This window comes from Micromonospora sp. L31, from assembly GCF_052068075.1.
GTDB classification, from domain to species: Bacteria; Actinomycetota; Actinomycetes; order Mycobacteriales; family Micromonosporaceae; genus Micromonospora; species Micromonospora purpureochromogenes.
In genome coordinates this window covers 49,635-64,066 of record NZ_JBQHDC010000019.1, presented here as the reverse complement: position 1 = coordinate 64,066, position 14,432 = coordinate 49,635, and the positions used below count along the sequence as shown (strand labels likewise).

General features: G+C 73.4%; 13 protein-coding genes. 8 read left to right on the top strand and 5 right to left on the bottom strand.

Features of this window, described 5'->3' with window-relative positions; genetic code table 11:
• Positions 1-138 precede the first annotated feature (138 nt).
• The gene (gene recQ, locus ACTMS9_RS29865; protein ID WP_441166564.1) at positions 139-1,980 is read right to left on the bottom strand and encodes a DNA helicase RecQ; all 1,842 of its coding nucleotides are present in this window, start codon (positions 1,978-1,980) and stop codon (positions 139-141) included.
• A 215-nt stretch (positions 1,981-2,195) separates the two neighbouring features.
• On the opposite strand from recQ, the gene rapZ reads away from it, so the two are divergent.
• The 8 genes from rapZ (at position 2,196) to ACTMS9_RS29825 (ending at position 9,196) form a co-directional block, all read left to right on the top strand.
• A complete protein-coding gene (rapZ, locus tag ACTMS9_RS29860; protein ID WP_407940578.1) occupies positions 2,196-3,116 on the top strand; it encodes an RNase adapter RapZ in 921 nt (306 codons plus the stop codon).
• Positions 3,113-4,075: a gluconeogenesis factor YvcK family protein gene (locus tag ACTMS9_RS29855; RefSeq protein ID WP_154943662.1), complete on the top strand. Its 963-nt coding sequence runs from the start codon at positions 3,113-3,115 to the stop codon at positions 4,073-4,075. The genes rapZ and ACTMS9_RS29855 overlap by 4 nt, the downstream gene beginning before the upstream one ends.
• 54 nt (positions 4,076-4,129) lie before the next feature.
• Positions 4,130-5,110 carry a DNA-binding protein WhiA gene (gene whiA / locus ACTMS9_RS29850; RefSeq protein WP_088999356.1) on the top strand — a complete coding sequence of 327 codons (981 nt, stop codon included), beginning with the start codon at positions 4,130-4,132 and terminating at the stop codon, positions 5,108-5,110.
• A 263-nt stretch (positions 5,111-5,373) separates the two neighbouring features.
• Positions 5,374-6,378 carry a type I glyceraldehyde-3-phosphate dehydrogenase gene (gap, locus tag ACTMS9_RS29845; protein WP_441149495.1) on the top strand — a complete coding sequence of 335 codons (1,005 nt, stop codon included), beginning with the start codon at positions 5,374-5,376 and terminating at the stop codon, positions 6,376-6,378.
• Positions 6,375-7,574: a phosphoglycerate kinase gene (locus tag ACTMS9_RS29840; RefSeq protein ID WP_088961242.1), complete on the top strand. Its 1,200-nt coding sequence runs from the start codon at positions 6,375-6,377 to the stop codon at positions 7,572-7,574. The genes gap and ACTMS9_RS29840 overlap by 4 nt, the downstream gene beginning before the upstream one ends.
• On the top strand, positions 7,574-8,365 hold the full coding sequence (gene tpiA, locus ACTMS9_RS29835) for a triose-phosphate isomerase (RefSeq protein ID WP_154943656.1): 792 nt from the start codon (positions 7,574-7,576) through the stop codon (positions 8,363-8,365). The genes ACTMS9_RS29840 and tpiA overlap by 1 nt, the downstream gene beginning before the upstream one ends.
• A 95-nt stretch (positions 8,366-8,460) precedes the next feature.
• The gene (gene secG, locus ACTMS9_RS29830; RefSeq protein WP_441149494.1) at positions 8,461-8,721 is read left to right on the top strand and encodes a preprotein translocase subunit SecG; all 261 of its coding nucleotides are present in this window, start codon (positions 8,461-8,463) and stop codon (positions 8,719-8,721) included.
• 130 nt (positions 8,722-8,851) lie between these two features.
• Positions 8,852-9,196 (top strand): RNA polymerase-binding protein RbpA, encoded by a 345-nt coding sequence (locus ACTMS9_RS29825; RefSeq protein WP_441149493.1) that lies wholly within the window; start codon positions 8,852-8,854, stop codon positions 9,194-9,196.
• Positions 9,197-9,248: 52 nt separating this feature from the next.
• On the opposite strand, the gene pgl is transcribed toward ACTMS9_RS29825, so the two are convergent.
• The 4 genes from pgl to ACTMS9_RS29805 all read right to left on the bottom strand — a co-directional run bounded on the left by pgl (position 9,249) and on the right by ACTMS9_RS29805 (position 14,423).
• Complete coding sequence (gene pgl / locus ACTMS9_RS29820) at positions 9,249-10,019, bottom strand: 6-phosphogluconolactonase (RefSeq protein ID WP_280840720.1); 771 nt, start codon at positions 10,017-10,019, stop codon at positions 9,249-9,251.
• A 124-nt stretch (positions 10,020-10,143) separates the two neighbouring features.
• Positions 10,144-11,160 carry a glucose-6-phosphate dehydrogenase assembly protein OpcA gene (locus ACTMS9_RS29815; RefSeq protein WP_334574529.1) on the bottom strand — a complete coding sequence of 339 codons (1,017 nt, stop codon included), beginning with the start codon at positions 11,158-11,160 and terminating at the stop codon, positions 10,144-10,146.
• Between the two features lie 61 nt (positions 11,161-11,221).
• Positions 11,222-12,763, bottom strand: coding sequence for a glucose-6-phosphate dehydrogenase (gene zwf, locus ACTMS9_RS29810; protein WP_441149492.1), 1,542 nt, complete (start codon positions 12,761-12,763; stop codon positions 11,222-11,224).
• Positions 12,764-12,773: 10 nt separating this feature from the next.
• Positions 12,774-14,423, bottom strand: coding sequence for a glucose-6-phosphate isomerase (locus tag ACTMS9_RS29805; RefSeq protein ID WP_441166563.1), 1,650 nt, complete (start codon positions 14,421-14,423; stop codon positions 12,774-12,776).
• Positions 14,424-14,432: the final 9 nt, after the last annotated feature.

Below are 14,432 nucleotides of genomic sequence, written 5' to 3'. Positions count from 1 at the left end.
CCAGGCCTCCTACCGGATGAGCGTCGACAACCTCGCCGACTGGATCGCCACCCGCGGCTACTCCGCCACCGCCTGACACCAGCACCACCGACAAGGGCCGGCCCCACCCGGGGCCGGCCCTTTCGTCGTACCCGGGGGTCAGCCCTCCGCGAGTACGGCGAGGATGCCCTCGCCGTACTTGGCCAGCTTGTTCTCGCCGACGCCGTTGATCTGGGAGAGCCCGGCCAGCGAGGTGGGCGCCTCGGTGGCGATCTGTCGCAGCGTGGCGTCGTGGAAGATCACGTACGCCGGCACGCCCTGCTCCTTGGCGGTGGCGGCCCGCCAGGCGCGCAGCCGCTCGAAGACCGAGGCCGCCTCCGGGGTGAGGTCGGCGACGACGGTGGCCGCGCCCCGGGGCTTCGCGGACCGGCCGGACGCCGGCCGCTCCGGCTCCCGGCGCATGGTCACCGTGCGGCGGCGGCCCAGCACCTCCGCGCTGGCCTCGGTCAGCGCCAGGGTGCCGTAGTCGCCCTCGACGGCGAGCAGCCCCTCGGCGAGCAGTTGCCGGACCACCCCGCGCCACTCGGCCTCCCGCAGTTCGGTGCCGATGCCGAAGGTGCTCAGCGAGTCGTGGCCGTACTGGGTGATCTTGTCGGTCTGCTTGCCGAGCAGGATGTCGACGCAGTGCCCGGCGCCGAAGCGCTGGTTGCGCTCCCGGTCCAGCCGGAAGACGGTGGAGAGCAGCTTCTGCGCCGGCACCGTGCCGTCCCAGGTCTCCGGCGGGGTGAGGCAGGTGTCGCAGTTGCCGCAGCCGGCCGCCCCGCTCTGGCCGAAGTATTCGAGCAACTGCACCCGGCGGCAGCGGACGGTCTCGCAGAGGGCCAGCATCGCGTCGAGGTGGGTGGCGAGGTTGCGCCGGTGCGCGAGATCGCCCTCCGACGTCTCGATCATCTTGCGCTGCTGCACCACGTCCTGGAGGCCGTACGCCAGCCAGGCGGTGGACGGCAGGCCGTCCCGCCCGGCGCGGCCGGTCTCCTGGTAGTAGCCCTCCACCGACTTCGGCAGGTCGAGGTGGGCGACGAACCGGACGTCGGGCTTGTCGATGCCCATCCCGAACGCGATCGTCGCCACCATCACCAGGCCGTCCTCGCGCAGGAAACGCTGCTGGTTGGCGGCGCGGGTGGCCGCGTCCAGGCCGGCGTGATACGGCAGCGCGGCGACCCCGTTGGCGACCAGGAACTCGGCGGTCTTCTCCACCGACGCCCGGGACAGGCAGTAGACGATGCCGGCGTCGCCGGGGTGCTCGTCGCGCAGCAGGGCGAGCAGCTGCTTGCGCGGCTCCTTCTTCGGCACGATCCGGTACTGGATGTTGGGCCGGTCGAAGCTGGCCACGAAGTGCCGGGCGTCGGTCAGCTTGAGCCGGCTGGCGATCTCGGCGCGGGTGGCGCTGGTCGCGGTGGCGGTGAGCGCGATTCGGGGCACCGTCGGCCACCGCTCGTGCAGCATCGACAGGGCCAGGTAGTCGGGGCGGAAGTCGTGCCCCCACTGTGAGACGCAGTGCGCCTCGTCGATGGCGAACAGGGCGATCCGGCCCCGGTCGAGCAGGCCGAGGGTGGCCCGGGAGCCGAGCGCCTCCGGGGCGAGGTAGAGCAGGTCCAGCTCGCCGGCGAGGAAGGCCTTCTCCACCTGGCGGCGGGCCTCCAGGTCCTGGGTCGAGTTGAGGAACCCGGCCCGGACGCCGACGGCGGTCAGCGCGTCGACCTGGTCCTGCATCAGCGCGATCAGCGGGGAGACGACCACCGCGACGCCCTCGCGGACCAGGGCGGGGATCTGGTAGCACAGCGACTTGCCGCCGCCGGTGGGCATCAGCACCAGCGCGTCGCCGCCGGCCACCACGTGGTCGATGACCTCCCGCTGGAAGCCGCGGAAGGCGTCGTAGCCGAAGACCCGGCGGAGCACCCGCAGCGCGTCCTCGGTGCGCAGGTCGGTGGGGGAGGTCATCCGCGGAGTCTACGAGCCGACGCCGACAACCCGCCGACGCCGACCCGCGCGGGAATACCGGCTCCGCCGTCGCCGCTTCCTGAAAAGGCCGCCGTGCCGACACCGGCACCGGTCGGACGGGCGGGAACCGATCGACGCCGCCCGGCGGGATAGAGTCGCTGATCGACCATGCGTGTCCGGGACGAACCGGACGCGGCACGGCTGGGGGGTAGTGGGTGAGCGAGGTGCGGACGACCGACGGGTACGCCCCGGACGGCGGCGCGGCGACGGCGGAGGCGGACACCACGCTGGTGGTGGTCACCGGGCTGTCCGGTGGCGGCCGGAGCACGGTCGCCCGGGCGCTGGAGAACGTCGGCTACTACGTGGTGGACAACCTGCCCCAGGCGCTGATGCTGGACATGGCCGAGCTGGCGGTCAAGGCCGGCGGCGCGGCCCGGCGTACCGCGATGGTGCTCGACGTGCGCTCGCGCGCCTTCTCCACCGATCTCGCCGGGGCGATCCGCGAGCTGCGGGACCGGGGCTTCTCACCGCGGGTGGTCTTCGTCGACGCCGACGACGAGGTGCTGATCCGCCGGTTCGAGAGCGTCCGGCGCTCGCACCCCTTGCAGGGCGAGGGGCGGCTGGCCGACGGCATCGCCGTGGAGCGCGGCCTGCTGGAGGAGGCCCGCGACCAGGCCGACGTGATCATCGACACCAGCCACCTCAACGTCAACCAGCTGCGGCGGCGTATCGAGGAGCTCTTCGGCGGCGAGGACGCCCGCCGGCTGCGGGTCACCGTGATCTCCTTCGGCTTCAAGTACGGCCTGCCGCCCGACGCCGACTTCGTGCTCGACGCCCGGTTCCTGCCCAACCCGTACTGGGTGCCGGAGCTGCGCGAGCACACCGGGCGGGAGGAGGCGGTCAGCGCGTACGTGCTGGGCCAGGAGGGTGCGGACGCGTTCGTCGCCGCGTACGCCGACCTGGTCAACGCCACCACCGCGGGCTTCGAGCGGGAGGGCAAGCGCTACCTGACCGTGGCGGTCGGCTGCACCGGTGGCAAGCACCGCAGCGTGGCCATCGCGGAGGAACTGGCCGGCCGGCTGCGCCAGTCGGATCTGGCCGCCAACGCTCAGCACCGGGACCTGGGGCGGGAATGACGGCGGCGAAGGTGGTCGCCTTCGGCGGGGGGCACGGGCTCTCCGCCTCGCTGCGCGCGCTGCGCCACTGCGCCGGCGACCTCGACCTGGACATCACCGCCGTGGTCACCGTCGGCGACGACGGCGGCTCCAGCGGCCGGCTGCGCGCCGAGCGCGGCGGGCTGCCCCCGGGCGACCTGCGGCAGGCCCTCGTCGCGCTGGCCGGCGACCACCCCGCCACCCGGCGCAGCGCCGGGCTCTTCCAGCACCGCTTCGCCGGTGACTCGGGCGACGGCCTGGCCGGGCACGCCGTGGGCAACCTGGTGCTCTGCGGCCTGATGGAGCAGCTCGGCGACCCGGTGGCCGCGCTGGAGCACGCCGGGGCGATGCTCGGCGCGGTGGGCCGGGTGCTGCCGATGTCCCGCCAGCCGGTGGGCATCGAGGCGCGGGTGCGCGGCGCGGACCCGGCGCGCCCCGACGAGGTACGCACGGTGCGCGGCCAGCACCAGGTGGCCGTGACCACCGGCCGGGTGGAGTCGCTGCGGCTCACCCCGACCGCGCCGGACGCGTGCGCCGAGGCGGTCGCCGCGGTGGGCGAGGCCGACTGGCTGATCTTCGGGCCGGGCAGCTGGTACACCAGCGTGCTGCCGCACCTGCTGGTGCCCGGGCTGGCCGCCGCGATCGTCGCGAGCCGGGCCCGACGGCTGGTCACTCTCAACCTGGCGGCCGAAAAGGAGACCCTCGGCCTCTCCGTGGCCGACCACCTGGCCGCCCTGCACTCGTACCTTCCGCAGCTCACCGTGGACTTCGTGCTGGCCGATTCGAAGGCGGTGGGTGATCCCGAACCGGCCGGACGTGCGGCAGAATCGCTGGGTGCCCGGCTGGTCCTCGCCCCTGTCGCCGTCACCGACGGCTCTCCCCGTCATGATCCGGCCGCCCTGGGCGCCGCATTGGTGCCTGTCCTGGGCGCCGATCGTTAAGCACGTACGTAATCACCGGCGACACGCCGGTACCGGTCCGTGGAGGGGCGCAGAATGGCGATGACGGCTGCGGTCAAGGACGAGCTGAGTCGGGTCGACGTGCCCAAGCCCTGCTGCCGGCGGGCGGAGATGGCCGCGCTGCTGCGCTTCGCCGGCGGGCTGCACATCGTCTCCGGCCGCGTGGTGGTGGAGGCCGAGCTGGACACCGGGGCGGTGGCCCGGCGGCTGCGCCGGGAGATCGCCGAGGTGTACGGCTATCCGAGCGAGATCCACGTGCTCGCCTCCGGCGGGTTGCGCAAGGGCAGCCACTTCATCGTCCGGGTGGTCAAGGACGGCGAGGCGCTGGCCCGGCAGACCGGCCTGCTCGACGTGCGCGGCCGTCCGGTGCGTGGCCTGCCGCCGCACGTGGTGGCGGCCAACGTCTGCTGCGCGGTGTCCGCCTGGCGGGGCGCGTTCATGGCGCACGGCTCGCTGACCGAGCCGGGCCGCTCCAGCGCGCTGGAGATCACCTGCCCGGGGCCGGAGTCCGCGCTGGCCCTGGTCGGCGCGGCTCGCCGGATCGGCATCACCGCCAAGAACCGCGAGGTGCGCGGGGTGGACCGGGTGGTGGTCAAGGACGGTGACGCGATCGCCGCGCTGCTCACCCGGATCGGGGCGCACTCCAGCGTGCTGGCCTGGGAGGAGCGCCGGGTGCGCCGCGAGGTCCGGGCCACCGCCAACCGGCTGGCCAACTTCGACGACGCCAACCTGCGCCGCTCGGCCCGCGCCGCGGTGGCCGCCGCCGCCCGGGTGACCCGGGCGCTGGAGATCCTGGCCGAGGACGCGCCGAACCATTTGACCTCCGCCGGGCGGCTGCGCCTGGAGCACCGGCAGGCCTCGCTGGAGGAGCTGGGTGCGCTGGCCGACCCGCCGCTGACCAAGGACGCCATCGCCGGCCGGATCCGCCGGTTGCTGGCCCTGGCCGACAAGCGGGCCCGCGACCTGGGCATCCCGGATACGGAAGCGGCCGTCACGCCCGACATGCTCGTGGTCTGATAGGACGGTGGGGCTCCACGATGCGAGCGGGATCACCACCCGCCGCAGCGTGACGCCGCACGCTCGGATAAGGTCGCTGCGTACGGCAAGGGGGCCGGCACAGGCACTCTCGCCGTGCTCACCGCCTCGGGCGGTCAGGTCTTCACGGACCGCGGCGGGGTGGCCGAGATGAACCGTCAACGGCCGGCTCCAACGGTCGGCGCACACACCTCCGCCGGCCCGGGTCTGACGCCGGCGGACCAGAACGCGAGGAGATGGGACCTGTGACCATCCGGGTTGGCATCAACGGCTTCGGCCGGATCGGCCGTAACTTCTTCCGGGCAGTGCTGGCGTCCGGCGCTGACATCGAGGTTGTGGCGGTCAACGACCTGACCGACAACGCGACGCTCGCCCACCTTGTCAAGTACGACAGCATCCTGGGCCGCCTCCCGCACGAGGTGAAGGCGACCGCCGACGAGATCACCGTGGGCGGCAGGACCATCAAGGCGTACGCCGAGAAGGACCCGGCGAAGCTGCCGTGGGGCGAGGTCGGCGCGGACGTGGTCATCGAGTCCACCGGCTTCTTCACCGACGCCACCAAGGCCAAGGCGCACATCGACGGCGGGGCCAAGAAGGTCATCATCTCCGCGCCGGCGAAGAACGAGGACGTCACGGTGGTGATGGGCGTCAACCAGGACCAGTACGACCCGGCCAAGCACACCATCATCTCCAACGCGTCCTGCACCACCAACTGCCTCGCCCCGATGGCGAAGGTCCTGCACGACACGTTCGGCGTCCAGCACGGTCTGATGACCACCATCCACGCGTACACGCAGGACCAGAACCTGCAGGACGCGCCGCACAAGGACCTGCGTCGGGCCCGGGCCGCCGCGCTGAACATCGTCCCGACCTCGACCGGCGCCGCCAAGGCGATCGGCCTGGTGCTGCCAGAGCTGAAGGGCAAGCTGGACGGCTACGCGCTGCGGGTGCCGATCCCGACCGGCTCCACCACCGACCTGACCGTCAACGTCGGCCGGGAGACCACGGTGGACGAGGTCAACGCCGCGATGAAGGCCGCCGCCGACGGCCCGCTCAAGGGCATCCTGGTCTACAACGAGGACCCGATCGTCTCCTCGGACATCGTCACCGACCCGGCGTCCTGCATCTTCGACGCGCCGCTGACCAAGGTCGTCGGCAACCAGGTCAAGGTCGTCGGCTGGTACGACAACGAGTGGGGCTACTCCAACCGCCTCGTGGACCTGGTCAAGCTGGTGGGTTCCTCGCTGTGAGCATCCGCAACCTCGACGACCTGCTCGCCGAGGGGGTGTCGGGTCGGCGCGTGCTGGTGCGCGCCGACCTGAACGTCCCGCTCGACAAGCAGACCGGTGAGATCACCGACGACGGCCGCATCCGCGCGGTCCTGCCGACCCTGAGCGCGCTGGTCTCCGCCGGCGCCAAGGTGGTCGTCTGCTCGCACCTGGGCCGCCCGAAGGGCGCGCCGGACCCGCAGTTCAGCCTCCGCCCGGTCGCCGGTCGCCTCGGCGAGCTGCTCGACGCGCCGGTGCACTTCGCCGAGGACACCGTCGGCGATTCGGCTCGCTCCACGGTGGACGCGCTGGCCGACGGCCAGGTCGCCCTGCTGGAGAACCTCCGGTTCAACAAGGGGGAGACCAGCAAGGACGACGCCGAGCGGGGCGCGTTCGCCGACCAGCTCGCCGCGTTCGGCGACGCGTACGTCGACGACGCGTTCGGCGCGGTGCACCGCAAGCACGCCAGCGTGTACGACGTACCCGCCCGGCTGCCGCACGTCGCGGGCCGGCTGGTGCTGCGCGAGGTGGAGGTGCTCTCCAAGCTGACCGGTCAGCCGGAGCGCCCGTACGTCGTGGTGCTCGGCGGCTCCAAGGTCTCCGACAAGCTGGCGGTCATCGAGGCGCTGCTGCCGACGGTGGACCGGCTGCTCATCGGCGGCGGGATGTGCTTCACCTTCCTCAAGGCCCAGGGCCACGAGGTGGGCACCTCGCTGCTCGAGGAGGAGATGGTCGAGACCTGCCGCAACCTCCTGGAGCGTTCCGGCGGCAAGATCCTGCTCCCGGTCGACGTGGTGGCCGCGGACGCCTTCGCCCCGGACGCCGCGCACGACACGGTGCGCGCCGACGGCATCCCGAGCCACCGGCTCGGGCTGGACATCGGCCCGGAGACGGTGGCCGGCTTCGCCGCCGCGCTGTCCCAGGCGAAGACCATCTTCTGGAACGGCCCGATGGGCGTGTTCGAGATGGCGCCGTTCGCCGCCGGCACCCGCGGGGTGGCCGAGGCGATCACCAAGGCCGACGCGTTCAGCGTGGTCGGTGGCGGTGACTCCGCCGCGGCAGTGCGCTCGCTTGGGTTGGACGAGTCCGGTTTCGATCACATCTCCACCGGCGGTGGCGCCTCCCTGGAATACCTGGAGGGCAAGACCCTCCCCGGCATCGCGGCCCTGGAGAAGTGATGGCGAGCGTCACCCGCCGGCCGCTGATGGCCGGCAACTGGAAGATGAACCTGAACCACCTCGAGGCCAACCTGCTGGTGCAGAAGCTGGCCGCGAGCCTCACCGAGAAGCAGCTCACCGAGGTCGAGACGGTGGTCCTGCCGCCCTTCACCGACCTGCGCACCGTGCAGACCGCGGTGGACGGCGACAAGCTGCTGATCGGCTACGGCGCGCAGGACCTGTCGCCGTACCAGTCGGGCGCCTACACCGGGGACGTCGCCGGGCCGATGCTGGCCAAGCTGGGCTGCACGTACGTGGTGGTGGGGCACTCCGAGCGGCGCGCCTACCACTACGAGGACGACGCGATCGTCAACGCCAAGGTGGCGGCGGCGCTGGCCAACGGGCTCACCCCGATCCTCTGCATCGGCGAGGGCCTGGAGATCCGGGAGCAGTTGCGGCACGTGCCGCACTGCTGCGACCAGCTCGACGGCGCCCTGCGCGGGCTCACCGCCGAGCAGGTGGCCAAGGTCGTCGTGGCGTACGAGCCGGTCTGGGCGATCGGCACCGGCAAGACGGCGACGCCGGAGGACGCCCAGGAGGTCTGCGGCGAGGTGCGCAAGCGGCTGGTCGAGACCTTCGACCAGGGCACGGCGGACCAGGTCCGGATCCTCTACGGCGGGTCGGTCAAGTCCTCGAACGTGGCCGCGATCATGGCCCAGCCGGACGTGGACGGGGCCCTGGTGGGCGGTGCCAGCCTGGACGCCGAGGAGTTCGCGAAGATCTGCCGGTTCCCGGAGCACACCGCCCGCTGATCGCTCGCTATCCTTGAGGCCGCCCGTCCACCGGTCGGTGCCACCGTGCCCGATCTGTCCGGGCGAGGATCGTAACGAGAGGACTGACCCCAGCCATGCCGATCTGGTTCGCATACACGTTGATCGTGTTGCTGGTCATCACGAGCGTTCTGCTCACCATGCTGATCCTGCTGCACCGGGGTAAGGGCGGCGGGCTGTCGAGCATGTTCGGCGGCGGCGTCAGCTCCAGCCTGGCCGGCTCGTCGGTGGCCGAGAAGAACCTCGACCGCTACACCGTCCTGGTGAGCATCGTCTGGTTCGCCTGCATCGTGGGGCTCGGCCTCTGGCTCAAGCTCCAGCTCAACACCGGGGCCTGAGCCCGTCGGAGTCTCGGCGTACAATCTGCGCGCGGTCCGTCACGGACCGCGCGCAGTTCCTTGTGCACCGCCTCGCCGCCGCCCGCCCCCTCCCGGGCGGCGGTCCCTCCGACGACAGGAGCGAGCAGCCGTGCCCAGTGGCAACGTCATCCGTGGCTCACGCATCGGGTCCGCCCCGGAACGCCCCGCCGAGCGCTACGAGCCCGCACCCCGCCAGCCGGTGACCTACTGGTGCCGCAACGGGCACGCCACCGAGATCAGGATGGCGGTGGACGCCGAGGCACCCTCGCTCTGGGACTGTCCCCGCTGCGGCTTGCCCGCCGGCCGGGACGCGGAGAACCCGCCCGGCCGCACCCGTCCCGAGCCCTACAAGACCCACCTGGCGTACGTGAAGGAGCGGCGCAGCGAGGAGGAGGGGGCGGCCATCCTGGCCGAGGCCCTCGCCGCGCTGCGCCGCCGTCGCGGCCGGGAGTGACACGCCGGAGCCCCGACCCCCACCGGGGGCCGGGGCTCATCGTCGTGATGGCTCAGCGCAGGCTGCGCGACCGGGGTGGCACGTCGGCCGCCGCCGACCGGTCCAGCAGCCAGAGGGTACGCGACACGCCCCGCGCGCCGGCCGCCGGCAGTTGCACCGGGCCCGCCCCGGCCAGCGCCATGCCGACCGCCCGGGCCTTGTCGGCGCCGCTGGCCACCAGCCAGACCTCCTCGGCGGTGTTGATCGCCGGCAGGGTGAGCGTGGTCCGCAGCGGCGGCGGCTTCGGGCTGCCTCGCACCGCGCTGACCGGCCGGTTGTCGTAGTGCACCGGGTGCTCGGGGAAGACCGACGCCACGTGCCCGTCCTCGCCGACGCCGAGCATCAGCACGTCGAAGTGGGGCAGCGCGGCGTGGCCGGGCCGCGCGGCCCGGGCCAGCTCCTCGGCGTACGCGGCGGCCCCGGCCTCCGGGTCGGCGCCCAGCGGGCCGTCGGAGGCCGGCATGGGGTGCACCCGGGCCGGGTCCAGCGGCACGGAGTCCAGCAGCGCCGCCCGGGCCTGCGTCTCGTTGCGCTCCGGGTCGCCGGCGGGCAGGAACCGCTCGTCGCCCCACCAGACGTCCACCCGCGCCCAGTCGACCGCGTCCCGGGCCGGCAGCGCGGCCACCGCCCGGTACACCGCGGCGGCGATCCGCCCCCCGGTCAGCACCACCGACGCCTGACCCCGGTCCGCCTGCGCGTCGAGCAGCTTCACCACCAGCCGGGCCGCCACCGCCTGCGCCAGCAGGTCGGCATCGGCGTGTACGGCGACACTCGCCTCACTCATGTTGTGCCTTCGTCTCCCGACCGCGCACGCGCGGTCCGTGTTCGTCGTGCCCGGGGGCCGGTCGGCCCGTCCGTCGCCCCCTCCCGCGCCTCGGGGAACCGTGTCGGCCCCCCGGGGACAGCGGTCAGGGGGTCGCGCTGGTGCCGGCGTGGGCGGTGACCCCGGCCTCGGCCCGCTGCGCGGTCGCCGGGTCCTTCCAGACGTGCACCCGCCCGGCGGGCTGCTGGTCCAGGCCGGAGATGCCGGCCGCCGCGCCCAGCGCCTCGGCGTACACCTGGTCGGCGTCGAGCCGGCGCAGCTCCTCGGCCAGCTCGTCGCCGAGCGGGCGGCGCACCAGCGGCAGGGCCCGGTCCTCCTGACCGGTCCGGCGGAACACCGCCATGTTGTCGTCGCGGGTCAGCGTCAGCTCGTCGCCGTTGGCGCAGCGCAGCTGCACCTCGCGCATGCGCGGGTACTCGTCGGTGTGCTCCCACACCGGGTCGATGCCGAGCCGGGCCGCCAGCCAGCCGCGCATCAGCGCCGCGGTCGGGTCGGTGCGCGGCGCGACCACCGTCGCCTCGGTGACCCGGGCCTCGGTGGTGTCGAACGCCCCGGCGACCAGGGTGCGCCACGGGGTGATCCGGGTCCACGCCAGGTCGGTGTCGCCGGGGGCGTAGTCGTGGGCCCGCTGGCGCAGCGCCTCGATCGGGTCGACCGCCTGGGCGGCGTCGGTGATCCGCCGGTCGGCGACCACGCCGAGGAAGTCGGTGGCGATCTCCGCCGGCGGGTCGGCGTGCCACCAGGTCACCACCGGGACGTCCGGCACCAGCAGCGGCATCACCACGGACTCCGCGTGCAGGGCCAGCCGGCCGTACATCCGGGTCACCACCGCCTCGCACGGGCCGAGCCGCCCGCCGACGACGATCTCCGCGTCCAGCCGGTTGCGCTCCCGTTCCACGTCGGTGCGCACGACCACCAGCAGCCGGCACGGGTGGGCCGCCGCGGCGATGGTCGCCGCCGCCTCCGCCTCGCGGACCCGCTTCTCGTCCACCACCACGATGAGGGTCAGCGCCATGCCGCTGGCCACCCCGCCCGCGCTGCGCCGCTCGGCGGCGAGCGCCTTGACCACCTCGTTCCCGGTGGTGTCCCACAGGCCGATCACTGGAGCCTCCCGGTCCGCTGGCTGTGCCCGCGCACGCCGCTGTGTCCGATCATCCGCGCGCTCATGCCCGCCGCCAGGCGCGGCCCCCGCGCGCCAGCATCTCGTCGGCCGCCCGGGGCCCCCACTCGCCGGCCCGGTACGGCTCCGGCTTCGTGCCCGCCCAGGCGTGCTCCAGCGGGTCCACCACCTGCCAGCTCTGCTCCACCTCGGCGGCGTCCGGGAAGAGCGTCCGGTCGCCGATCAGCACGTCCAGCACCAGCCGCTCGTACGCCTCGGGGCTGGACTCCGTGAACGCCTCGCCGTACTGGAAGTCCATCGCGATGTCCCGGACCTCCATGGTCGTGCCCGGCACCTTGGAGCCGAACTTCAGCACCACGCCCTCGTCCGGCTGCACCCGGATGACGAGCTGGTTGGGGCCGAGCGACTCCATGTCGGCCGCGTTGAACGGCAGGTGCGGCGCCTTCTTGAACACGACCGCCACCTCGGTGACCCGGCGGGGCAGCCGCTTGCCGGCCCGGATGTAGAACGGCACCCCCGCCCAGCGGCGGTTCTGGATGCCCAGCTCCACGGCGACGTACGTCTCGGTGGTCGAGTCCTCCGGGACGCCCTCCTCCTCCAGGTAGCCGAGCGCCCGCTCGCCGCCGACCCAGCCGGGCAGGTACTGCCCGCGCACGGTGCCCTGGGAGATGTCCTCGGGCAGGGTGATCGCCTTGAGCACCTTCAGCTTCTCGGTCCGGATCTCGTCGGCGTCGAAGCTGGTCGGCTCCTCCATCGCCACCAGGGCGAGCAGCTGGAGGAGGTGGTTCTGGAGCACGTCCCGGGCGGTGCCGACGGAGTCGTAGAAGCCGGCCCGGGTGCCGATGCCGACGTCCTCGGCCATGGTGATCTGCACCGAGTCGACGTACTTGGAGTTCCACAGCGGCTCGAACAGGTTGTTGGCGAACCGCAGGGCGAGGATGTTCTGGACCGTCTCCTTGCCGAGGTAGTGGTCGATCCGGAAGACGTCCTGGCGGGTGAAGACGTCGTCGACCAGGTCGTTGAGCTCCTTGGCCGACGGCAGGTCGTTGCCGAACGGCTTCTCCACCACCACCCGGCGCCAGCCACCGGACTTGGCGTTGTCGGCCATCCCGGTGCGGGCCAGTTGCTTGAGCACCACCGGGAAGGCCGCCGGGGGGATGGAGAAGTAGAACGCGGCGTTGCCGTGGATGCCGTGGCTGTCCCGCAGCTCGTCGAGGGTGGCGGCGAGGTGGTCGAAGGCGGAGTCGTCGTCGAACGAGCCACCGACGAACTTGATGTTGCCGGCGAGCCGCGACCAGACCTCCTCCCGCCAGGGGGTACGGGCGTGCTTCTTGGCCGCGTCGTGGGCCAGCGACTCGAAGTCGCCGTCGCCCCAGTCCCGCCGGGCGAAGCCCAGCACCACGAACCCGGGCGGCAGCAGCCCCCGGTTGGCCAGGTCGTAGACCGCTGGCAGCAACTTCTTGCGCGCCAGGTCACCGGTGACTCCGAAGATCACCAGAGCGCAGGGCTCCGGGATCCGGGGCAGTCGCCGGTCCTGCGCGTCGCGCAGCGGGTTCACGCCGCCTCCTCGCTCCGTCTGGTCCATGTCGCTCATCTCACGCCCGCCATCGTTCGATCGCATCCAGCAGCTGGGCCAGGCCCGCCGACCTGTCGGTCAGGTGCAGGCGTAGCACGGGCCGGCCCCCGTCGGCCAGCGCCTGCCGGTCGCCGGCGGCCTGCGCCGCCTGCAGCTCTCCGAAGGAGTACGGCCGACCCGGTACCGGGAGATCAACGTGCACCGCGCCGGTGAGCTGAAGGTAGCTGCCGACCGGCGGGCCGCCCTTGTGGTACTGCCCCGTGGAGTGCAGGTAGCGGGGGCCCCAGCCGAAGGTGACCGGCCGCCCGGCGGCCTGCGCCAGCAGCGGCCGCAGCCGCGCCGCCGCCGCGTCGTCCACCCGGTCCAGGTACGCCGTGACGGCGAGGTAGCCCGCGTCGCCCACGCCGTCCAGCAGGTGGCGCAGCGCGCCGGTGAGGTCGGCGGGCGTGCCCGGCGGGGCGTACACCTCGATCGCGCCCTCGGTGGACGAGGGCGCCTGCGCCGGCGGTCCGGATTCCAGGATCCGCCGGGTGTTGTCCTTGCTCGCGGCGACGTCCGGCTGGTCGAACGGGTCGACGCCGAGCACCACCGCCGCGACCGCGGTCGCGTACTCCCAGGTCAGGAACTGGGCCCCGAGGGGCCCGTTCACCGCCAGGTCGGGTTCGCAGCCGCCGCCGGGGACGTCCCCCGCGGTCAGCGCGCCGCCGTGGCTGACGGTCAGCACGTCCGGTCCGGTGGCCCCCGGCGCCTGCGGGGACTCCACCACCACGGGCAGGACGCCGAGCCCGGCCTTGCCGGTCGACTCGGCGAGCAGCTGCTCGATCCAGTCACCCAGGCCGTCCAGGCCGGTGCCGTCGGGGACCAGGGCGACCTTGTCCCGGCCGGTGGTGGCCGCCGCGGCGAGCGCCGCGCCGAGCGCCAGGCCCGGATTGTCCCGGTCCCCGCCCAGCGCGGCCGACACCGCCTCGGCGTCGTCCAGCAGCTCGGTCACCTCCACCCCGGCCAGCGCGGCGGGGACCAGGCCGAACGCGGTCAGCGCCGAGTACCGCCCGCCCACCTGCGGGTCGGCCGGCAGCACCACCACGCCCATCTCGTCGGCGGTGGCCTCCAGCGGGGAGCCCGGGTCGGTGACCACCACGAAGTGCCGGGCCGCCTCGGCCTCGGTCATCCCGGCGTCCAGGAACGCCTGCCAGTACGCCCGGCGGTGGCTGTCGGTCTCCACCGTCGTGCCGGACTTGCTGGCCACCACGACGACCGTGCGCTCCAGCCGGTCGGCCAACGCCGCCCGGACCCGGCCCGGGTCGGTGGTGTCGAGCACGGTCAACGGCCGGCCCAGGGTGCGCGTGATGGTCTCGGCGGCGAGCGAGGAACCGCCCATCCCGGCGAGCACCACGTGGTCAAGGTCCTCCAACTCCGCCGCCAGCTCGGCGAGCTGGGGGAGTAGCTCCCGGCTGCGGCGGTGGCTGTCCAGCCAGCCGAGGTGGGTCGTCGCCTCCTCCTCGACGGCCGGCCCCCAGAGTCCGGGGTCCCCGGCGGCCAGCCGGGCCGGGACGTCCCGGCCGGCCAGCGCGTCCCGCACGGACGCGGGCGCGGACCTGTCGACCGCGTCCGCGCCGTGCACGGCCAGCCCGGCGGCGACGTCCGCCGGGCCGGCCAGCAGGTCACCCATGTCGCCACC